The following is a 21,751-nucleotide window of genomic DNA, read 5'->3' as shown; positions in this document are numbered from 1 at the left end:
TTCCGCAATTGCGGAAGGTTTTTCTCATATAATCGCTTTAATTCCTTCTAACACTAATCCAATCATAAATCCGCAAACAGCCCCGTTTACTCGGATCCACTGTAAATCTTTACCGACGTTATTTTCAATCATTTCGATTAACGTTTTATCATCTAACTTATCAAGGTTTTCTTGTACAAGCTTACCAATTTTCGAATGGTTCTTCTCAACAAGACTCACAACTTGTTTTTGTAACCAATCTTCTATTTTTTGAACTATCTGTTCATCTTCTTTTATTTTATTCATTTGTTTTTGTAAAAATGGAATAACATATTTATCAGCAAATTCTTCATTATTTACAAAAGCAACTGCTCTTTGTTGTACTTGCTCTAGCATCTCTTTTATTTTGTCAGTAGCATCCCAATTCGCAATCCACTTTTCTTTCCAATTTTCTAATTCCTTTAATAAGGCTTCATTTTCTTTTACATTGATAATTTCTTGACGAATCTTCGCTAATATAAGTTGTCTTGTGGTATTATCAGCCTCTTGTAAGCTGTTAATATTACTAATGATAAACTTCTGCAAAATGCCGCCAATTTTATCTTCATCTACAATATTCATAAATGATTTCAAAGTAAACTGCAAGAATCCATCTACTTTTATATTTTCCATCGCCTTCATACCTAAGCTACCGAGCTGGTAACGAGCTTCATCTTGCGCGGTCCAATCTTTTACCTTCACTAATATGTAATCAAGTGTCTTTTCATCATATTCTTGCACAACTAATTGATCAACAAGCACTTGTAAAATGTTACTTGTATTAATTGTATGTAAATATGTTTTTAATTCTTTTTCAATAATAACAGCTAACTTTTCTGTATCTATTGTTACAATTGCTTTCTCTGCAATCGTTACAATCCCCTTTTTCACAGCATCAGACTGCATTTCTCTCTCAGCAATTTGCAGTACCATTTGTGCTAACTGCATCTCTTTTACTTTATTCGTAATACTTTCTTTCGTCAGCCATTCATTTTCTAACGTATGAATGAGCCCTTTCGTTACTCGTTTACGATTTTTAGGTAATAACGCTGTATGCGGAATTGGAATTCCCATCGGATGACGGAATAAAGCAGTAACCGCAAACCAATCTGCAAGCCCGCCAACCAATCCAGCTTCAAATCCCCCTTGTATAATCTCTCCTGCTACCGTTCCTTGAAAAGGGATAGAAGCCGCGAAGCCGACACCCATAACCCCAAGCGAAATACCCGCTATATATTTAGTCTGTAATGACATCGTATACACATCCTCTTATTATGTAAAATAAAGCTTTTTTGTTGTATTTATTCAATATTAGTTATCCTTTATATATACTATAAAGAACTATTGTGAAAATAACAAAGATTTTTATGTACATGAAAAAATGAGGCTACAATTAGCCTCATTTTTCTTATACCGTTAACTCCAAACCTTTCCTATAATATTCATTCATTACATCTTTTGGAACCATACTTCCACCCGTTCCCCACACAATATGAGTACCTTTTTTCACCTTCTCTGTTAACTGTTGCTTTTGTAAATACTCATCTTCTTTACATACTTTCACTGGCCCTATCATACCTGCTAGTGCAGAAGGCTCTAAACCAATATTCTCCGTATCAGCTAGTTCTTTTAACAATCTATATAACTCTTCATCACTTACTGTGTAATTCCCACTCAAAAATGGTTCCATCGTTTTACCGACAAATCCAGATGGCCTTCCTACCGCAAGTCCATCCGCATCTGTTACATTATCAATTCCGATATCTTGAACGGCAATTTTGTCATGAAGGCCTGTCATTAAGCCGAGTAACATACATGGTGAGTGTGTTGGCTCTGCAAAGAAACAATGAACGTTGTCTTTATACAATAACTTTAAACCGAATGCTACGCCGCCCGGTCCTCCTCCTACTCCGCACGGAAGGTAAACAAATAAAGGGTGATCTTCATCTACTACAACCTCTAACTCTTCTAATTGCTTTTGTAATCGTGATGCGGCTACTGCGTATCCTAAAAATAGATCATGTGAGTTTTCATCGTCTACAAAATAACAGCTAGGATCCGCATCCGCCTGTCGTCTTCCTCTTCTACTGCTTTGCTATAATCATCTTCATATTCAATAACGTTTACACCTTTACTTCTTAATAAACTTTTCTTCCATTCTTTTGCGTCTGCTGACATATGAACGGTTACATTAAAACCTAGATTCGCACTCATAATTCCTATGCTAAGTCCTAAATTCCCTGTAGAACCTACCGCAATTGAATACTTCGAGAAAAACTCTCTACATGTATCACTATCTAAAATGGAATAATCATCTTCTTCTGTTAACATTCCGTGCTGCAATGCTAGTTGCTCAGCATGTTTCAACACTTCATAAATGCCGCCTCTAGCTTTAATTGATCCTGATATCGGGAGATGACTATCACATTTTAATAATAATTCTCCTAAAATAGGTTGCTTGTAATTTGTCTCTAAAGCTTTTTTCATAGAAGGTATTTTCACTAAAGGTGATTCGATTATGCCGTTCGTCCCTTTCGTTTCAGGAAAAACTTTCGCAATATATGGCGCAAAACGCTTTAATCTCTCTTCCGCATCTTTTACATTCTCTTCATTCAATGGTGTACCTTTTATTGCTGTTTCATACTTTTCTATGTTTGGATTTATCCAAAATACTTCTTCTGTTGCGATTAATTTCTTTAATAGTGGATATTCCTCTTTTAATTTCTCTATTTCCTTCATTTCTCTTCCTCCTCATCACCTTGTAGCTTACGATTTAATAAATTATAATTAAATTAATTTTAATATAGTTTAACACAAATCATTCAATTAAGTTAATTTTAATTTAATTTTTTTAAATATAATTTAATAATTATTAAGGAGATTTTCATTATGGAAAATATAGATATCGGTAAAAAAATTGAAAAACAAAGAAAAGAAAAAGGTTTAACTAGTAAAGAACTAGCAAAGATGGCTGATATTACACCATCTATGTTAAGTCAAATTGAGCGCGGGTCCGCTAACCCTTCTATTCAAACATTAAAAGTGCTTGCTAAAGCTCTTGATGTGCCAACATTTAGCTTTTTACTTGAAGATACAAATACAGACGATTTAATTGTACGTTCCCATAAACGAAAGAAAATGATTATCGATAATTTATCATATGAAATGCTTTCACCTGATTTCACTGGAAATTTAGCAACAGCAATTATGACTATCCCGCCTAATACAGCTTCATCAGAAAATGTGCTAGAACATAAAGGAGAAGAATTGGCATTTGTCTTAGATGGGAAAATCACATTATATTTAAATGAGGAAGAATACGTATTAGAAACTGGCGACAGTGTAAAGATACCTGCTTATTTAAAACATAAATGGGTGAATCATTTTAAAAAAAATGCCATTGTTTTGTTTTCTGTTACTCCGCCGATTTTTTAATGTATCAATAAAAACAGGATGATTCTTATAAAATGCGGATTATCCTGTTTTTATTAAATAAGAAAGTGAAATTTTTGTTAAAAACTTAACAGTTGGACCCAATCTGAACAAGCCTCCTAAAAACATATTTACAAGTGAAACTATCCCTCCCATTGACGCTAACGTATCATGAATCAGATTCATCCCACCACTACCAGAGGCACTTGTAATATTCACATAAAAATAAGAAATACGTAAAAATTAATTGTTTTTTCGGAATTTTCTTGAAAAATATGGTAAAATTACTCTTATACTTCTTCTATTTTGCTATTATAGAAATAATTAAATTAGGATACTTTTATCGGATGGGGGAATATATAATGAGTGTGTTATTAAAAGGGCATGAACAGATTGTCAACGAATTAAACATTTTATATCAAGTAATGGTAGCGGAGCAATTAATTGAAGCGAAACAATTAAAAGAAAAAATAGAGAAACAGATTAATAAAATTGAAGCTGATTAAAATCTATCACTTTACTACTCCCTACTAAACTTTAAATATAAGGTCCTAACCGATTGGACAAACATTAAGTATGATACTTTTAGTCAAATTGTTCGTTTCGACAATCTAATAACTGAAGACTTTATTACTTATTATTATCACTTTTTTAAAGCTGAACATGCTACCATTATTGGAAATTATGATGAAGCAAAAAAAGAATACGAAAAAGCTGAATCCCTTTTAAAACATGTACCAGGCGAACTAGAAGAAGCTGAATATAAATATAAATTTGCTATATTTAATCACCATACAAACAAACCACTTACAGCAATCAATTATGCACATCAAGCGAAAGAGATCTTCTCAAAATATCCACGTTATGAAATTAAAATAGCTCTATGCGAAAACATTTTAGGCTCATGTTCTGTTTATTTAAAACAATTCGAACAAGCCGAAGAGAACTATAATTCAGCAATCAATATTTTACAAAAGCTGAAAGACGATACACTAATCTTAAAAGTTCGAAATAACTTAGGTTGGCTCTCCTCTTCTCAAAATCTATCAACCCTTGCTATTAGACATCTTACAATAGTTACAAACAAATTACCTAAACACCTAAAAGCCAATTTTCTACAAGCCAAAGAACATTTTAGTTTAAATGAAAAAGAACTTGCAAACGATTGGGTTCAAAAAGGCTTAGAAATTTGTAATGAATTAAATAATCAAGAATATAAACACCATTTCACTATCTTAAAAACACAACACACTGGTATTCTAGACGACTTAGAAAACGCAATCATTGCAGGCACTACATATTTTAACAGTAAAGAATTATACGATTATGCACAAGAATATTACGAATTATTAGCAGTAGAATTTCATAAAGTGAATAAAATAGAGAAATCTCAAAAATATTTTTTCAAAACTTACGAAGCAAAACAAAAATTATTAACTAAGGAGGCACTAAGATAATGAAAAAGATTAGTTTAGCTATTTTAACCTTTACATGCATACTTGCTTTTGGCTTTAATAATTTCACTGAAAATCAACAAGCAAAACAACTTCCAAAATGGGATACAGATAAACAAGAAACACATGCAGACCTATAGAAACCTAAAAACCCCTAATAAAGGGGTTTTTAGATTTCTACAATATAATGATTTAGCATATGATGAAGAAATACGCTTATAAAAGATAGCCATACACAGATACTCTCTGTACATGGCTATCTTTTATTTTTTCGGCACTAACAAAATCCCTAAACTAATAATACAAAAGCTCATTATTTGCTGTGCTGATAGACCAAACTGAACCGAATTTTGTTCACTAACAAGCGAAATAATGATTTGAGCAAACCCCTCAACAATTAGAAAAATACTTATATTCTTTCCATTTCCGAGCCTTTCATTTTTCATCCATAACAAGCCCATTATACAAAGAGCAAGGATGATCTCGTATACGAAAATAGGGTGATATAATAGTTTAGATTCATATATTTTCATTCCCCATGGTAGTGTCGTTGGTGCACCTACTTCATGATGTAATAGAAAATAAAAGATAGTGCTCACACACAATCCAAAAGGGATTACATCAAGTAAAATACGAAGCAAAAATTGTTCCTTTTTACTTTTCCAAACAATGTATACACTAGCAATTACGCATCCTACTACAATATGTTGCATACTTCCAACAGCTAATAGTGCTTGCACTGGCGCCTCAAAAGCCCATACAGGATTTAAAATTGCTGGTGCAAACTTCCATACAAATACGATGATAAGAAACGCATTTGTTACGGCATCCATCATTTTTTCATATGATACATTTTGATGCCTCATCTTTCGTTTCATCAACATAAATCCAAATAGACTTCCAATTATAAGAGATACGGGTTGTAATCTCACGATCCACTCCATCATCACGAAATCCCCTTTTAGCTCTCAATCAATTTCTTAAATTTCTTTTCTAATTGATCTGGTGGCAATACACCTCGTACATGATCTACTATAATTCCATCTTTATTAACAAAAAATGTCGTCGGTAAAGAGAATACTTTATAATCTAGTCCAGCTACTCCGTCCATATCTAGTAGAACCGGAAACTCAAATCCATAGCGATTAGCAAATGCGCTTGCTTCTTGTACTGGGTCACTAACAGTTGCATTCACCGCAAAAATTTCAACATCCTTTTTATATTTATCATACATATGAACTAAGTCAGGTGCCTCCATTTCACACGGCCCACACCATGATGCCCAAAAATTAATAATATATGGTTTTCCCTTGGCATCATTTAACGACTGCAACTTTCCGTCTAATCCTTTTAATGTGATGCCAGGTGCTTTAAAACCTACTTGTGGTAATACTTCTTTCTCTTGTAACTCTGCTTGCTTTTCTTTCCTTTTCTTCTTTCTTTGAATTATAAAAGTTAACCCCCCGCCCAAGCAAGAGCACCTACTAGTATAATAGCAATTAGTTTCTTCACTTTTCTTCCTCCTCATTTTTAAAAACCTGTAAATCCACCGAATAGACGAATAAAGAATGCTGTAATTTTCGTCATTTGATTTGTATACAATAAAATACCTGTAATATATGATAAACAAGATATATATAGCGATAAAAAGTATAATGATATAAATAACAACACTACTCTATCCACACTACATAGAGTAGTGTTTATCCTTAAAAAAAGAGGCTATATGCACTCTCCGACAATAAGTACAACCGACATACAGAATAAACCTACTGTTACATATACCGAATTCGTATGTAACGGAATAGTAAGCTTAATAACCTTTTCATTTAACACTTGCTCGATTCGTAAATTTATTGCTGTTTTTGCAAATGAAGCTGTAACACATCGATTTTCCATTGTCTTTATTTTAATTAATTTTAATAACGCGCTACCTAACTCAAATGAAGATTCCATTTTTTGCATCGCATATTTATCTGCTGCTAACTCTTGATACGTATGATATCGTTGTAACAATTCTTTTAATATCGGGATGTAAATCATTCCTTCTGCTAATAACGTAAAACAAAATAATTTTAGCGGATCCCAATTTTTTTGATGATATTCTTCATGGAAAATAATCGCATCAATCTCTTCATCTGAAAACGTCTGAAGCAAACCTTCTGACATGACAACTTTCGGACGGAATAATCCAATTGTAAACGCTGCAACTTCCGCAGTCGGCAATATATATATTTGTTTCCCTTTTCTAATAAATGGGATAAGTACTTTTTGTACTTTTTTACTATAGAAAAATTGCCGCCAAATTCTTTTACACACAATCAATACAGTAATTAATAATAACCCCGCTATTATAATACGAACCATTGATAGTTCTTTCATATGTTTTTCTAACTGAAACAAGCAAAACTTTGAAAGGAATAATGCCCTATTTTGAAAGAGAAATGGATATGTAACATAATACAATAACAAGCTGAAAAAGAGGGTACTAACAATGAGCGCTAACAATACGATTTTACGCATTTGCCATTTCATTTCATCGATCCTCTTTTTTTAACTGATTCAATTTGTCTTCTAATTTTTTTATTAAATTCGGATCAGCCTGCTCTAACTCATCTATCATATGTGTTACAACTAAATCTCCAAATTCCCCCACTAATTCCTGTGTCATTTTCTTCGTTTGATTAGATAAGAATTCTTCTTTCGTTTGTATAGCACGATATATGCCACTTCTTTTCACAGTCTGTTTTTCTAAGTGTAATTTCTCTACTAACCTGTTCATAACTGTCATAACAGTATTAAAATTCACAGGCGATTCTTCACTTAACTTCCGCTGGACTTCTTTAATAGTAATACCTTCAGTAGACCAAATAATCTCCATAATCTTCGCTTCAAGCGGTCCAAAGAAATGATTTAATCCTTGCTCATTTAACCTATAGTTTTGCGTAAACATCGTATGACTCCTTTCACACTACGAATTGTAGTACAAATTAAATGAGAGGTCAAACGCAAGTAATATAAACTAAAATTCACTACCTATAAATACGTACCTCATTCTATTCATTATAAGCCTAACTTATCTCCAAATGTATCAAAGAGATACTGCTCTAATATTTGTACACTAAACTTCTCATTACGCCCAAGGGCAAATAATTCCCGATCTTTCGCTACGATAGTATCTAACGGAATAACTACATTATCCACTATTTTTGTAATTTCAATTATATTACTTTTTACATTTACTTCTGTTTTAAATTCAACGTTTTCTAACACTATATGTGAACGTCTTCCTGATGCAAAAAAAGTAAAATTAGGATTTTTAACAACGCCAATTTCAGTCTCTAACGCATATAAATAGTGAAAAATTACATCTCTATGTCCATCTTTTATTATTTTTTCATCCTTCTCATCGTCTAAGTATTCTTTCAGCTTCGTTGTAAATTCAAATCGAAAATCCACTTTTTTTCACGCTCCTTCTTTGTATTTCATATTAAATAAATATATTGAAATAATTTTACCATATTGTAATAAAACTTCCTATTAAAAGTAAAAACTGTTTTAGAAAATCGCTATTATTTCCGATACCCTTTTAAAATATAAGTATAAATTCAATATGAATGAATGCGTCATTATATCTATTTAAACATATTTTTTCCATATTTTGAAACATTAGTATGAAATATTATATATCAATGAATGGTTTCTAATGCATTGGTATATATAGTCAGTAGTTTCTTTACTATTCCGATATACTTAAGCTATATTTTCTAATTATTGATTACATTACGGAAGGAATGTAACTCTCTTCTATCGAATTTTTATATAACAAAAATGATTAGGTGGTGCTTTACTATGAAATTAGCTGTCATTGGTGGCGGTGATTTACAAGATTCAAATCACTTGCCTATTAATGAACGCCTTATAGAATTAACAAATAAACAGTACCCAAAAATATTGTTTATTCCAACGGCTAGTCATGATGATGAAAGCTATATAAAATTATTTTTAGACACGTTTGAAAAACAATTACATTGTGAAGTACAAATTTTACGCATTACAACAGATTCACCTTCTAAGTATGAAATAGACGAGATGATTCATTCAGCCGATTTAATTTATTTAGGTGGTGGAAACTATATTCACATGCTTACACAATGGAAAGAATATAGACTTGATGAAAAATTATTATTGGCTCTACAGCAAGGAACACTTATTGCTGGTTATAGTGCTGGTGCTATGTGTTGGTTCACGTCTAGTATCCGATCAGATTATGAAGGTTTTGGTTATATAGAGAGTAACGGATGGGGTATTGTTAATAAAAGATTTTGTCCACATTATAATCAATTAAACAGAATGAACGCCTTCCATTCCTTTTTACAAAATCATCAAGGGAATATAGAAGGAATTGCACTGGAGGATAATTGTGCTTTATATATTACAGAGGAATCCTTTGAGATTATCGGTGAACCAGAAAAAGCGTGGGAGTTTTATATGAGTGATCAAACACTCATTAGACAACATTTTGATATCACTTTAAAAAGCTATTTGTAAACCTCCACTTACGAAAAAATGTCCCTAAGTCTAATTACTTAGGGACATTTTTCTATTTAACTAACTAATCGTGTAATTCGTTTCTTTTGCCATGAAAGCTTATAATATGCATACTGTAATATTAAGCTGACAATAAATGCTGCTGGATACCCGATCCAGATGCCTTCTATTCCAAGACTTGTATGGTAAGAAAGATAATATGCTACGGGGACTTCTACAAGCCAAATTGAAACAACTCCAATAACAGTTGGCCAAAGTACTGTACCGCTCGCTCGCATTGTCGCACTAATAATTTGTGCATGACCGAAAATTAAATAACTCCATAACGTAATCATAACTAAGCTATGAGCAATTTCAATTGTAGTTTGACTCGTTAAAAATAGTGATAAAATGTCTCTTGAGAATAAGTAAATAAGAGATATTAACACACCACCGATGACGTAGTTCATAATAATTCCGGCCTTCACAACTTTCTGCAATCGATCAAATTGATTCCCCCCAATCGATTGCGCCGCAAAAATAGAAACTGTAATACCAAGGCTAACTGCTGGCATTTGCACATAACTTGCAACTTGATTCACAACGCCGTAAGCAGCTGTTGCATCCGAACCGTAACGATTTACAAACGCGATTACGGCAATTTCAGATAATGAAACTAATATCATATTAATACTCGCTGGAATACCGAGCCTTAGCAATAACTTTAATAACTCCCAGTCCATTCGAAGATACTTTCTTACTGTGCCATCTAGTTGTAGTGGGTGATTTTTCTTCTTTAAATACACAAGCATGACAAGAAACGTAATAACTGTAGATATAACAGAAGCATAGGCCGCTCCATACACATCTAATTTCGGAGCTCCTAACCATCCAAAAATAAGAATCGGTAATAAGATCATATTTAGCGCTGTACTTACAATTAAAAAGTAAAATGGCGTTTTAGAATCTCCTGTACCTCTCATAAATGTTGTATATGCAAAATATAAAAATAATACTGGCATCGATATAAATAAAATTCGTGCATAATGTACACTTATTTCAATAATATTTTCTGGCGTTCCCATAAGACGCATAATATCCATCGCAAAAATACTACCTATTATCGCTAATACAACTCCGATAATAAAAGTAAACGTAAGCGTAGTACCGACAATAGCTTTTAAACGATCTTCATTTTTAGCACCAAACGCCTGACCAATTAAAATAGAGCTTCCTGAACCGATACCAATTACGAATGAAACAAGTAAAAAGAACAAAGGAAAGAATGCTGATATAGCCGCTAAATCATTAACTCCAAGCCATCTTCCTACTACTACCATACCAAATAATTGTCCAACTGATTGTAGTACATTACTTAATAATAACGGTACTAAAAACAGAGACATCGATTTCCAAATCGGTTTACTCTCACTTTCCAACTTTTGTGACTCCGCACCTTCTTTATTGTTATCTGCAGGTGGTTTCAAATTTCATTTCTCCTTTTATTAAAAATCTGTTTTCAATATCTATCTCTTTGTATAGTTGTTATAATACTGTGCTTCTATTCATTTTCCTTCCGCATGATTATAACTTCACCCAATATTGACTTCCATCGGCTGTTCGATCTAAAAATCCATATTCGATTAAATATCTTCTTAAAGTTACGAAATCAGGGTATACATTTTCTATCACTGTATTTACTTCTTTTTCAGTATACTTTTTATTACTATCAAACTTCTTTACTAAATGACGTAAGATAATTAATTTACGCTTTTGTTTCTTCGGAAATTTAGAGAGAGGTCCATCTAACCCTTCTGTAAAATGAGCTTTTAATACTTCATCATTTTCTTCTTCCGTAATATTGTATCGATCATCCACCATCGTTGCTGTTCTATGAATTGGCACAAATTTCGTTTGTACTTTTGATTTTTCTTCTGATAATTCCATTAGTGCTAAAAATACTTTTGCTTGCTTCATTTTCTCTCGCAGTGTAAATCGATGATTACGAATTGTTGATGTACTTCCGCCATCCAACTCTTTTACAATTTGTTTATCATTCAGTCCCATATGGAAAAACTGAACCATTCTCTTTTGTAAATCCGTTAAACCAGTAAATTTCTTATCCATATTTAATAAATAATCAAACATAGATGTATGCTCATTTTGAATATGCAATTGGACGAACTTTTCTGCTTCATACCAAACTTGATTATCTTGATAAATAACACCTTTAATAAATGTTTCACCACAAGCTAAGCAAATGTACTCCTCTTTTGCTTCATCAAACACATACCCTTTCTTTAATTCTTCTATTGACGCATCCCAAAACTTCTCTGAAATATCATTCACACTAAACACTCCTTCAAAATGTTTATTTTAAAACCAAACAAATTACCATAACGTTTATTGTCACTTTACCATCTTATCACAACGCAAACAAACATTTCAATCTTTCGTTTACCCATTTTATAAACTTTTATAAAAACATCTACCGAACTTCTTTAATACAACGAAAAGCGAATATGTTTATACAAATTCATTTTATAAAATGTGAAATAGAATATGAATATTCTTCAAGACCCTTGGTTTACCGTTAAGCAAATTGCACAGAATACATATGCGATTAGTGAATATGGAACCTGTATTCACTCATTACAAAACTTCAGTATTCAATTTTAACGACAAAAAGGATGTTTTCGTATAAGAAAACATCCTTTACTTTTTATATATTCTATTTACAGTCTCTACTAAAACTTTACTTGCTCGTACAAATGTATGCTTTCGATTTCTATCTTCAACAAATTTATTAGCACAACTACTCATAATCATCATACAACTAATTATGACTAACGCTATCTTTCTATTCTTGTAAGTCACTTCATGCCACTCCACTATTACAAAACTTCTTTTGAATTTATCCCATCAAGAAATTTTACATGAATAATAAAACGTATGAATATGCAATTCTGCATATTCATACGTTTTATTACAATATTATGATTTAATTTAGTTAAAGAACAAGTATACCGAGGTGACTGACTTGAAATTTAAAGCGAAAAAAAATCCATTCCACGTCATTTTCATTACATTATTTATAATTATTTTTTTCGTTTCGTTATTCTTCCAAAATGAAAATTCTATTTTTTTCACTCTCATGATGCTATTAAATATCGTGAATCTTTCTTCATTCTATTTCTCTCACTACAACGTAACGGAATCATCTCTTGTTGTAAAACACGGTTTCATACTTCGTACTGAAATCTCATTCAAAGACATTCGCCATATTAAGTACTCTGGCAAAAAACTTCGTTCAAAAAAATGGACTAGGCAACAATTAGAAATTAATTATAATTTATTTGACTCAGTGACCACTTTCGTACCACAAGAAGAAGAAAAATTCATTTCACTCTTAAAAGAGAACTGCCCACAGATGAGAGTAATGAATACGCCTGCTAACAAATAATATATTTTGAAACTTGCAGTATTGCAAGTAGATGAAACATAAAAATGAACATCAAAAAAGCCAAGATTCTATACTAAGAACCTTGGCTTTTTCTATTACTCTTTTGGAGCAATCATTTTCTTCGGATCTACAATTTCATCAAATTTCTCTTCTGTTAGTAGTCCAGATTGTAATGCAGCTTCTTTTAAAGTTAATCCCTCTTTATGAGCATGCTTCGCAATTTTCGCTGCATTTTCATATCCGATATGTGGGTTTAGCGCTGTTACAAGCATTAGTGAACGATTCACATTTTCATTAATTACTTCTTCATCTGCTTCAATACCAACTGCACAATTGTCATTAAACGAAACAATTGCATCCGCTAATAAGTGGGCTGATTGTAAGAAGTTATAAGCAATAACAGGTTTAAATACGTTTAACTCAAAGTTACCTTGGCTCGCAGCAAATCCGATCGTTGCATCATTCCCCATCACTTGTGCTACAACCATCGTTAATGCTTCACTTTGCGTTGGATTTACTTTACCTGGCATAATAGAGCTTCCCGGTTCATTTGCTGGAATAATAATTTCTCCAAGACCACTACGTGGACCACTTGCAAGCCAACGTACATCGTTAGCGATCTTCATTAGATCCGCAGCTAATGCTTTTAATGCACCGTGAGTATATACAACTTCATCATGGCTCGTTAATGCATGGAACTTATTTGGTGCAGAAACAAATTGTTTACCTGTAAATTGACTAATTTCCTCTGATACCATCTCACCAAATTTAGGATGAGCATTAATACCTGTTCCAACCGCAGTTCCACCAATTGCTAACTCTTTCATATATGTATTGCTCTCTGCAATCATACGCTCTGTTTTTTCAAGCATACGGTGCCATCCGCTAATTTCTTGTCCTAAAGTTAACGGTGTTGCATCTTGTAAATGTGTACGACCAATTTTTATAATATGTTCAAATGCAGTTACTTTTTCTGCTAAAGTTTCTTTTAATTTCGTAATTGCTGGTAATACGTGATTTTCTACTGCGATTACACAAGCTACATGAAGTGCCGTTGGAAATGTATCATTTGAACTTTGTGACATGTTCACATCATCATTTGGATGAATATGTACGTCAGATCCCTTCTCTTTCAAAATTTGATTCCCACGATTTGCAATTACTTCATTCACATTCATGTTTGACTGTGTACCACTACCTGTTTGCCATACGACAAGCGGAAAATGTTCATTCCATTTCCCTGCAATCACTTCATCAGCAGCTTCTACAATTGCTTCTGCTTTTTCTTGTGATAGCTTTCCTAATTTTTGATTGCTAAGCGCTGCACTCTTCTTTAAAATTGCAAATGCTTTTACAATTTCAAGCGGCATTTGCTCTGTTCCAATTGGAAAGTTTTCTTTACTACGTTGTGTTTGTGCTGCCCATAATTTATCAGCTGGAACTTTTATTTCTCCTAATGTATCTCTTTCAATTCTGTACTCCATGTTTTCATCCCCTTGAAAATATATTACCTACATCTCTTATAATAACAGACTTCCTCTTAAATGATAAGAATTCTCACTCTTATATATAGATATTCTATATGTATTTTAAAAAATTCCTCTTGACCTAAACTTAAGTTTAGGCTGTATCCTTTCCATTGTAACCTACTATAACACTACTGGAGGAATTCAATATGAAAAAATATGCTTTTATAACAGGTGCGAATAAAGGAATTGGATATGAACTTGTTCGTCAATTAGCAGAAAAAGATTATCACGTATTTTTAGGTGCTCGTAATGAACAACTTGGACAACAAGCCGTAGAATCTTTAAATGTTTCAAACGTTTCCTATATTCAAGTAGATATTTCAAATTCACAATCCATTCAAGAAGCAACAAAAAAAATTTACGAAACGACTGACCACTTACATTTATTAATTAATAACGCAGGCATAGCGCTAGACTTCAATACACTACCTAGTGAATTAAATATTGAAACTTTACGCCAAGGATTTGAAGTTAATTTTTTTGGAACTTTCCAAATGATACAAGCCTTTTTACCATTATTAAAGAATTCAAACAACAGTAAAATAATAAATATAACAACTGACATGGCCTCACTAACAATGTTTGCTAATGGTGAAACACATCCAATCAATACACTAGGATATAATTCTTCCAAAACAGCTATTAATGCTTTAACATTAGCTTTTAGTAAAGAATTTGCTACTAACGGTCCAGAAGTATTTGGGGTAACTCCTGGTTTTACAACTACAGATCTTAATGGAAATTCCCCCGGTGGCCATACAACCACTGAAAGTGCTAAAATTATTATTAAATATGCATTAAGTGAAACAAACTATAATGGTAAAATACTAAATAAAAATGGCATTATACCTTGGTAACAAAAGGATGAATGATATGTATTATACAATTGGGCAAGTCGCCAAAATGCAACACTTAACTATTTCTCAAATACGTTATTACGATAAACAAGGACTGTTCCCTTTTCTGCAAAGAAATGAAAAAGGAGATCGAGTTTTTGATGAAGAAGCACTCAAATATTTAGAAATGATTTTGTGTTTAAAAAACACTGGTATGCCTATTCAAAAAATAAAACAATTTATCGACTGGTCTATGGAAGGAGAATCTACCATCTTTCAACGGTTGGAATTAATGAAACAACAGGAGACCAATGTCTTACAGCTTATCCAAGACACTGAAAAAAACTTAAAAAAGATACAACAAAAAATTGCTAAATATGAGAATGAAATAACTTCAGCAGATGCTATTACAAAATAAAAAAATCACCTTCTACATATTGTAGAAGGTGATTTTTATTTTATGATGCTTGCTTTCCTTTATCTGCATCATCTACATACCAGATGAATTTGCCTGTATATCCATAAATAACTGCTAAAATTAACGATACGAAGCTTAACCACATAAACGGAACGTATGAGAACGTTGCTACACCTAAAATACCAGCCATAAAAATACCATTATCAGACCATGGAACCATACCTGAAGTTAACGTTCCACCTACTTCTGAGTTACGTGCTAATACACGACGGTCTATTTTTAATTTATCATAGCTATCTTCCATAATTTTTGGTGTTAAAATTAGTGATACATACATCGCACAACCAAATATATTAGCTAAGAATGCCACGATTAATGTAGACAACGTTACATTACCTGCAGAATTTAATTTCTTCTCAAATTTTGATACGATTACTTTTAAAACACCTAGTTTTTCAAGTAATCCACCAAATCCTAAACCGAAAATAATAACAGCTACTGAGCCAAGCATACCGTTAATTCCACCACGGTTTAATAACTTGTCAACAAACTCAACACCAGATTGAATTGAGAATCCGTTATAAGCTGTTCCAATCGCTTCTCCAAAGTTCATCCCTTGGAAAAGAGTTGCCCAAATTGCACCAATTAAAGCTCCCATTGCAATTGTTGGCATAGACGGTTTCTTCATCGCTAATAGAACGATAACAATGATCGCCGGAACAAGCATCCATATTTTAATATCAAATTGCTTTAATAAAGCTTCTTTTAAAAATTCTACTCGATTCAAATCAACATTATCTCCGCCATACATCCAACCAGCTACAGTAAACATAATACTAGTAATAATATAAGCCGGAACATCTAATACGAGCATAGCTCGAACGTGAGCAATAACATCTACTTTCGCCATAGAAGCTGCAAGAACTGTGCTATCAGAAAGTGGTGATAATTTGTCACCGAAATAAGCTCCTGAAAGAACTGCACCAGCAACAAGCGGAAGTGGTAAACCAAGTCCTTCACCAATCGCCATCATAGCAATACCTGCTGTTCCTACTGTTCCCCAAGACGTTCCTGTCGCGATAGAAGTTATAGAACAAATAATTAATGTTGCTAATAGGAATATGCTAGGGTGAATAAATTCTAATCCATAATAAATTAATGTTGGTACTACCCCACCAGCAATCCATGTTCCAATTAAAGCACCTACTGCAACTAAAATCAGTATTGCTTCTAATCCGTTAGAAATCCCTTTCGTAATTGCATCTTGCAATTCTTGATAACGAAATCCTAATCTTAATCCAAGCGCAATTACTAAAAACCATGAAATAAATAGCGCTAATTGAATTGGGAGATCAAAAATCGTTTGGAAGGAAAAGACAACAGCAAGAAATAGTAATAAAAGAACTATGATTTCTAGCATCGATGGTAATCTTACACTTTTCATTTTTTTCTCTCCTTACAAGTCGATAACATGACGTATGTCGTCTTACATGTATGTAATATACAATTAGCGAAGACAAAACAAAATTTTCATATTATTTCGATTTATTTTTCCAGTATAATATATTCACAACCCTTTCTATTGTAAAAGTAGATTACGTTTTTCGCAATGAAAAATATAAAAAATGTTGTATTTTTATTTATCCCGATATTTTCGGCCAATAAGACCTCCGCCTTAAAATTCAGTAAGCGCAAAGCACTTAGGTAAGAAATTAACTACTGTAACATCCCGGACTGACATGAACGTATTAAAGCTTCACTTTATTTACAAAGAAAAATCCCATACTAACTTTTTTAATATTTGCTGCAACAAAACTTTTTACAACTATCTTCACTTTTTAATTCACACCATTATTTCCCACGCAAAAATAGGACACACATCATAAAAATGATGCATGCCCTACCTTTATTTATACATATTTTGTATTTCTTCTTTATTTTTAAGTATTTCCTCAAACTTATCACTACAACCCTTCGGAAATAACACTCCCAGTCCATATGAATGCGCAAATTGAAAATGAGGGTACTTCGCTTTTACCTCATCCCAAAACTTATATACGCCGAAATCACCACTTCTAACTTCAATATCATGAAATAATACAATACCATTTTTCGCGACTTTAGGCAGCCAGGTGTTATAATCGTGAGAAACAGCTTCATACGTATGATATCCATCAATATGCAAAAGATTTATCGTTTCATCTTGAAACCGGTCTACAGCATCATCAAAAGTAGATCGAATTAAATTTCCTATATTAAGGTAGTTATCGCTCACTACTTTTTCTACTATTTGAAAAACCCCTTCTCCATATGGACCTGTGTGCCCATCTCCAGCCCAAGTATCTACTGCAAAGCATTTAGTCGATAACCCTCCATCTTTTACTCCCTGACAAAAACTAAAAAAGGAAGCTCCTAAATGTGTACCTAGCTCGACTAAAGTTTCTGGTTTTTCAAATCGTACTAAGTCATATGCAAAATCTAAATGTCCACTCCACGCAGATTGTGACCGAATAATAGGACTAAATGTTTCAAATTCAAATGATGGTTTATGAGTAACCCAGTTCATCGCATAACTCCTTCTGCACATATTTTTAACAAACCAAATTACTCTTATCTTTATTTTTTTATCGCCATGATTATGATTCTATTTCATGAAAATATGAAGAATTTATTCTTTTCTATTGAGGTAAAACATCATATACATATGGGTCAGTTGGCTTATTAATTTTCTCGATTTTGTTTACTTTTACAAGTGAAAAGACTGTTCCTTTATATGTCGTTTCATCTAATAATCCTGTTATTTTCACCCATGTTTCTTCTGGAATATTTTCAACATTTTTCCCCGTAACAATCATCCCCCAGACTGATGCATCCGCAATACAACAAGTTATGCCATATCGAGCCACTACCGCTTTATTACCCGTCACATCCTTATCATTATACATAAACCCTGAGAATGTAATTTCTTTCCCTTTAAATCCTTTTACATTTTGACCAATTATACTCATTGTTTGAACATAATCCTTATCCTCTACTTGTATTTTTCGTTGTCCTAACATACTTTTTACTACTTGCTCTTCCGTTTCATAAGTCGTTGATAAATTTGATGTTTCATCTGGATCATCGAATACCTCTTGCCCATCAAAATCATCCTGTTTCCCCTCTTTTTCGTTACCTTCCATACTTCTCGCCTGTACACTTTGATTCATACCCCTTTTTCCTGCTAAACTTCCATCAATTGTTACACTTCCAAAGAGAAAAGCACTAACTATCGGAACAACAAATAAAACATATACAAAGAAACTTTTTATCCCTGATTTTAATGCTGTATGGTGCTTACAACAATTACAATCACCCTCTTTTTCTCTCCAAACTTGTAAAGAACCAAGAAGTAAAATCACTACAAAAGCTATATACGTAAATTTAATCATTTTTGGAGCGATAAAATTATAAATATTCCCTGTTACAAGTAGTTTAAATAAGAGCATTGCTAAACCAATTAAAATAATTCCACGAATATAGCGATGATATGCCTTCTGCTCCTCTTTCTCCATTCTTTCTCACCTCCTATAACATTATGATTTGCAGGATGGTATACACAGATACAATGACAATTCCCATCAAAAAGAATACAAATTTCTTTTGAAAATATGCAAATAGCATTAACGTATTTTTCATATCAAGCATAGGCCCAAACACAAGAAATGCGAGAAGTGCCTTTACTGAGAAGACATGTCCAAAAGATGCCGCTATAAAAGCATCGGCTGCAGAGCAAATTGATAAAACATAACCAAATCCCATCATAATAAAGGGGGCAATTACTTCGTTATGTGCTACTGCATCCAGTACATTCCGATCAAAAAACGTTTGAAATACACTTGCTAAAAAAGCACCAATCAATAAATACTTACCAGTATCAAAAAACTCATCTACAGTGTGATTCGTAACACCTTTCCAACTCTTTTTTTTGCTTGTTTGAACTGAAACCTCTACATCTTTTAAAACATTTCTTTCGCGATAGCAATAATACACAATTAGACCTATGAATAGAGCAACTAGAATTGTTATCCCAAAGCGTGTATATACAACGTAATCATTTTTTTGAAACGCATATACAGTAGATAAAAGAACAACTGGATTCATAATGGGTGCACTCAATAAAATAACAATGCCTAAATGAAGTGGTAGCCCCTTTTGAATGAGCCTTCTTACAATTGGTATAATGACACATTCACACATTGGAAAAAGAACTCCCACAAATACTGCTGGAATCATTGCAACAATCGGAGATTTCGGCATTACTTTTTGAATCATATCTTCCGTCACAAACACTTGAATAAATGAAGAAACAATTACCCCTAATAAAATAAAGGGTATTGCTTCAAAAATGATACTTAAAAATACTGTATTCACATTCAACCATTCCTGTGGCATATTTTTGTGCAAATTTGCTAGACTTGTAAAATCTACAAAAAATAATAAAAAGAGAAACATAGCGATAAGAGCTATGCCTACTAATTCTTTTGAAACTCTATTAAAGACCAAGCTTCTCGCCTCCATTTTATTTATATGTAAACATGTGCTTGTCCAAATGCCTTCATACTACAGCACAAATTTTATAGTCTATTTCTATTCTTAAATCGTAATCATTATGATTTATTATTGATTTTTCTTTTCCCATCGTTTAATATAAAACGTAATCATTACGATTTAAAGGAGAGATCATTTCATGAAAAAAGTACCTATCACTGTATTAAGTGGTTTTTTAGGATCTGGAAAAACTACCTTACTACATCACATTTTAACTAATAAGAATAACTTAAAAGTAGCTGTTATCGTTAATGATATGAGCGAAGTAAACATTGATGCATCTCTTATAAAAAAGGGTGGTTTTTCACGTACGGAGGAAAAACTAGTAGAGATTCAAAATGGCTGTATTTGTTGTACACTACGAGAAGATTTAATGATAGAAGTGAATCGTCTTGTGGAAAATGGTGATATTGACTATATTATTATTGAATCTTCTGGTATAAGTGAGCCTATTCCAGTTGCTCAAACGTTTACTTATACAGACGAAGTTCTTAACATTGATTTAACGAAAAATTGTCGCCTCGATACGATGGTTACAGTTGTAGATGCAAATAGATTTTGGGATGATTTTGCAGATGGAGAAAGTTTATTAGACCGAAAACAAGCAATCGATGAGAATGATACCCGGGAAGTTATTGATTTATTAATAGATCAAATTGAGTTTGCAAACGTAATTATTCTTAATAAGATAGATTTGCTAGAAAAAGAAGATGTGATAGAGCTTCATCATTTACTAAAAAAATTAAATCCTAATGCAAAAGTTCTTGAATCTTCGTTTAGCAAAGTACCATTACAAGAAATTTTAAACACAAATCTATTTAATTATGAAGAAGCTAGTCAATCGGCCGGCTGGATACAAGAATTAAATAGTGACCATCATACACCGGAAACGGAAGAATACGGTATCAATTCCTTTGTTTACCGCCGCAAATATCCTTTCCATCCCGAGCGCCTTATGAATTGGCTAGAAAGATGGCCTTTAGATGTTGTAAGAGCGAAAGGATTCTTCTGGCTGGCATCTCGTAATAATATGATAGGGCTTCTATCTCAAGCAGGTTCCTCTATTATAATTCAAGGAGCCGGTGAGTGGATAGCGGCATTACCTGAAACTGAAAGAAATCAAATGTTTACAGAAGAACCAGAAGTATTGAAAAACTGGGATAAACAATATGGAGATCGAATAACCGAACTCGTATTTATCGGAATTGATATGAACCGTTCTTTAATTGAACAATCATTAGATAGTTGTCTATTAACAGAGAAAGAAATGAAACAAGATTGGGATATATTTGTTGATCCTATTCCAGCTTTTACTTATACTTCATAATTCAAAATAGAAAGGCTTCTGTAAACGGAAGCCTTTCTATTTTATCGTTCTCTGATCTAACACACATCTTTAATTTGAATAACAACTTTACATTAAGTAAGAAATTTCAGTTTGTTTTTAATTCTTTTCGTGATATATTGCATATTGTATACGA

General features: G+C 32.7%; 21 protein-coding genes and 3 pseudogenes. 8 read left to right on the top strand and 16 right to left on the bottom strand.

Annotated elements, in window-relative coordinates; translation table 11 throughout:
• Positions 1–24 precede the first annotated feature (24 nt).
• Positions 25–1,272 carry a DUF445 domain-containing protein gene (locus tag AXW78_RS08380; RefSeq protein ID WP_000058310.1) on the bottom strand — a complete coding sequence of 416 codons (1,248 nt, stop codon included), beginning with the start codon at positions 1,270–1,272 and terminating at the stop codon, positions 25–27.
• Between the two features lie 154 nt (positions 1,273–1,426).
• Positions 1,427–2,757: pseudogene (locus AXW78_RS08375) on the bottom strand (D-serine ammonia-lyase).
• Positions 2,758–2,907: 150 nt separating this feature from the next.
• Here AXW78_RS08375 and AXW78_RS08370 point away from each other — a divergent pair.
• The 3 genes and pseudogenes from AXW78_RS08370 to AXW78_RS34320 all read left to right on the top strand — a co-directional run bounded on the left by AXW78_RS08370 (position 2,908) and on the right by AXW78_RS34320 (position 5,044).
• On the top strand, positions 2,908–3,453 hold the full coding sequence (locus AXW78_RS08370; protein ID WP_061883987.1) for a helix-turn-helix domain-containing protein: 546 nt from the start codon (positions 2,908–2,910) through the stop codon (positions 3,451–3,453).
• A gap of 359 nt (positions 3,454–3,812) precedes the next feature.
• A pseudogene (locus AXW78_RS35470) lies at positions 3,813–4,907 on the top strand (tetratricopeptide repeat protein).
• On the top strand, positions 4,907–5,044 hold the full coding sequence (locus AXW78_RS34320; protein WP_000724010.1) for a hypothetical protein: 138 nt from the start codon (positions 4,907–4,909) through the stop codon (positions 5,042–5,044). Before AXW78_RS35470 ends, AXW78_RS34320 begins: the two are co-directional and overlap by 1 nt.
• A gap of 123 nt (positions 5,045–5,167) precedes the next feature.
• Here AXW78_RS34320 and AXW78_RS08365 read toward each other — a convergent pair whose 3' ends face one another.
• From AXW78_RS08365 to AXW78_RS08345, 6 genes and pseudogenes are all read right to left on the bottom strand, one after another.
• The gene (locus tag AXW78_RS08365; protein ID WP_116777577.1) at positions 5,168–5,848 is read right to left on the bottom strand and encodes a prolipoprotein diacylglyceryl transferase family protein; all 681 of its coding nucleotides are present in this window, start codon (positions 5,846–5,848) and stop codon (positions 5,168–5,170) included.
• Positions 5,849–5,865: 17 nt separating this feature from the next.
• A pseudogene (locus tag AXW78_RS08360) lies at positions 5,866–6,416 on the bottom strand (TlpA family protein disulfide reductase).
• Positions 6,417–6,434: 18 nt separating this feature from the next.
• Positions 6,435–6,578 carry a hypothetical protein gene (locus tag AXW78_RS34315; protein ID WP_165375028.1) on the bottom strand — a complete coding sequence of 48 codons (144 nt, stop codon included), beginning with the start codon at positions 6,576–6,578 and terminating at the stop codon, positions 6,435–6,437.
• A 48-nt stretch (positions 6,579–6,626) separates the two neighbouring features.
• The gene (locus AXW78_RS08355) at positions 6,627–7,439 is read right to left on the bottom strand and encodes a M56 family metallopeptidase (RefSeq protein ID WP_061883985.1); all 813 of its coding nucleotides are present in this window, start codon (positions 7,437–7,439) and stop codon (positions 6,627–6,629) included.
• 1 nt (position 7,440) lies between these two features.
• On the bottom strand, positions 7,441–7,857 hold the full coding sequence (locus tag AXW78_RS08350; protein WP_000495078.1) for a BlaI/MecI/CopY family transcriptional regulator: 417 nt from the start codon (positions 7,855–7,857) through the stop codon (positions 7,441–7,443).
• A gap of 110 nt (positions 7,858–7,967) precedes the next feature.
• Positions 7,968–8,363, bottom strand: a complete 396-nt coding sequence (locus tag AXW78_RS08345; protein WP_000347526.1) for a DUF3942 family protein — start codon at positions 8,361–8,363, stop codon at positions 7,968–7,970.
• A gap of 393 nt (positions 8,364–8,756) precedes the next feature.
• On the opposite strand from AXW78_RS08345, the gene AXW78_RS08340 reads away from it, so the two are divergent.
• Positions 8,757–9,455 (top strand): peptidase E, encoded by a 699-nt coding sequence (locus AXW78_RS08340; protein ID WP_000762113.1) that lies wholly within the window; start codon positions 8,757–8,759, stop codon positions 9,453–9,455.
• A gap of 56 nt (positions 9,456–9,511) precedes the next feature.
• Here the strand turns inward: AXW78_RS08340 and AXW78_RS08335 are convergent, their stop codons facing one another.
• The 3 genes from AXW78_RS08335 to AXW78_RS34310 all read right to left on the bottom strand — a co-directional run bounded on the left by AXW78_RS08335 (position 9,512) and on the right by AXW78_RS34310 (position 12,311).
• Positions 9,512–10,921: an MATE family efflux transporter gene (locus tag AXW78_RS08335; RefSeq protein ID WP_000804132.1), complete on the bottom strand. Its 1,410-nt coding sequence runs from the start codon at positions 10,919–10,921 to the stop codon at positions 9,512–9,514.
• 97 nt (positions 10,922–11,018) lie between these two features.
• Positions 11,019–11,783: a DUF2087 domain-containing protein gene (locus tag AXW78_RS08330; RefSeq protein WP_000997949.1), complete on the bottom strand. Its 765-nt coding sequence runs from the start codon at positions 11,781–11,783 to the stop codon at positions 11,019–11,021.
• A 366-nt stretch (positions 11,784–12,149) separates the two neighbouring features.
• Positions 12,150–12,311 (bottom strand): hypothetical protein, encoded by a 162-nt coding sequence (locus tag AXW78_RS34310; protein WP_033672969.1) that lies wholly within the window; start codon positions 12,309–12,311, stop codon positions 12,150–12,152.
• A 163-nt stretch (positions 12,312–12,474) separates the two neighbouring features.
• On the opposite strand from AXW78_RS34310, the gene AXW78_RS08325 reads away from it, so the two are divergent.
• A complete protein-coding gene (locus AXW78_RS08325; protein WP_000669074.1) occupies positions 12,475–12,897 on the top strand; it encodes a PH domain-containing protein in 423 nt (140 codons plus the stop codon).
• Between the two features lie 95 nt (positions 12,898–12,992).
• On the opposite strand, the gene fumC is transcribed toward AXW78_RS08325, so the two are convergent.
• The gene (fumC, locus tag AXW78_RS08320; protein ID WP_000456624.1) at positions 12,993–14,381 is read right to left on the bottom strand and encodes a class II fumarate hydratase; all 1,389 of its coding nucleotides are present in this window, start codon (positions 14,379–14,381) and stop codon (positions 12,993–12,995) included.
• Positions 14,382–14,572: 191 nt separating this feature from the next.
• Between fumC and AXW78_RS08315 the strand changes: the two genes are divergently transcribed.
• Together AXW78_RS08315 and AXW78_RS08310 are read left to right on the top strand one after the other, a co-directional pair.
• Positions 14,573–15,283, top strand: a complete 711-nt coding sequence (locus AXW78_RS08315; protein WP_000759550.1) for an SDR family NAD(P)-dependent oxidoreductase — start codon at positions 14,573–14,575, stop codon at positions 15,281–15,283.
• Between the two features lie 16 nt (positions 15,284–15,299).
• Positions 15,300–15,680: a MerR family transcriptional regulator gene (locus AXW78_RS08310; RefSeq protein ID WP_000291860.1), complete on the top strand. Its 381-nt coding sequence runs from the start codon at positions 15,300–15,302 to the stop codon at positions 15,678–15,680.
• A gap of 40 nt (positions 15,681–15,720) precedes the next feature.
• On the opposite strand, the gene nhaC is transcribed toward AXW78_RS08310, so the two are convergent.
• The 4 genes from nhaC to AXW78_RS08290 all read right to left on the bottom strand — a co-directional run bounded on the left by nhaC (position 15,721) and on the right by AXW78_RS08290 (position 20,240).
• Positions 15,721–17,124, bottom strand: a complete 1,404-nt coding sequence (gene nhaC, locus AXW78_RS08305) for a Na+/H+ antiporter NhaC (protein WP_000843987.1) — start codon at positions 17,122–17,124, stop codon at positions 15,721–15,723.
• Between the two features lie 462 nt (positions 17,125–17,586).
• Positions 17,587–18,246 (bottom strand): class I SAM-dependent methyltransferase, encoded by a 660-nt coding sequence (locus AXW78_RS08300; RefSeq protein WP_001104670.1) that lies wholly within the window; start codon positions 18,244–18,246, stop codon positions 17,587–17,589.
• Between the two features lie 112 nt (positions 18,247–18,358).
• The gene (locus tag AXW78_RS08295) at positions 18,359–19,234 is read right to left on the bottom strand and encodes a TIGR03943 family putative permease subunit (protein ID WP_000409947.1); all 876 of its coding nucleotides are present in this window, start codon (positions 19,232–19,234) and stop codon (positions 18,359–18,361) included.
• A gap of 13 nt (positions 19,235–19,247) precedes the next feature.
• On the bottom strand, positions 19,248–20,240 hold the full coding sequence (locus AXW78_RS08290; RefSeq protein WP_180986083.1) for a permease: 993 nt from the start codon (positions 20,238–20,240) through the stop codon (positions 19,248–19,250).
• Between the two features lie 169 nt (positions 20,241–20,409).
• On the opposite strand from AXW78_RS08290, the gene AXW78_RS08285 reads away from it, so the two are divergent.
• Positions 20,410–21,597: a GTP-binding protein gene (locus AXW78_RS08285; protein ID WP_000757669.1), complete on the top strand. Its 1,188-nt coding sequence runs from the start codon at positions 20,410–20,412 to the stop codon at positions 21,595–21,597.
• Positions 21,598–21,751: the final 154 nt, after the last annotated feature.

The sequence above is a fragment of the Bacillus thuringiensis genome (assembly GCF_001595725.1).
GTDB classification, from domain to species: domain Bacteria; phylum Bacillota; class Bacilli; order Bacillales; family Bacillaceae_G; genus Bacillus_A; species Bacillus_A thuringiensis_K.
The sequence above is the reverse complement of the archived record's forward strand: the minus strand, read 5'-3'. Positions and strand labels throughout refer to the sequence as shown.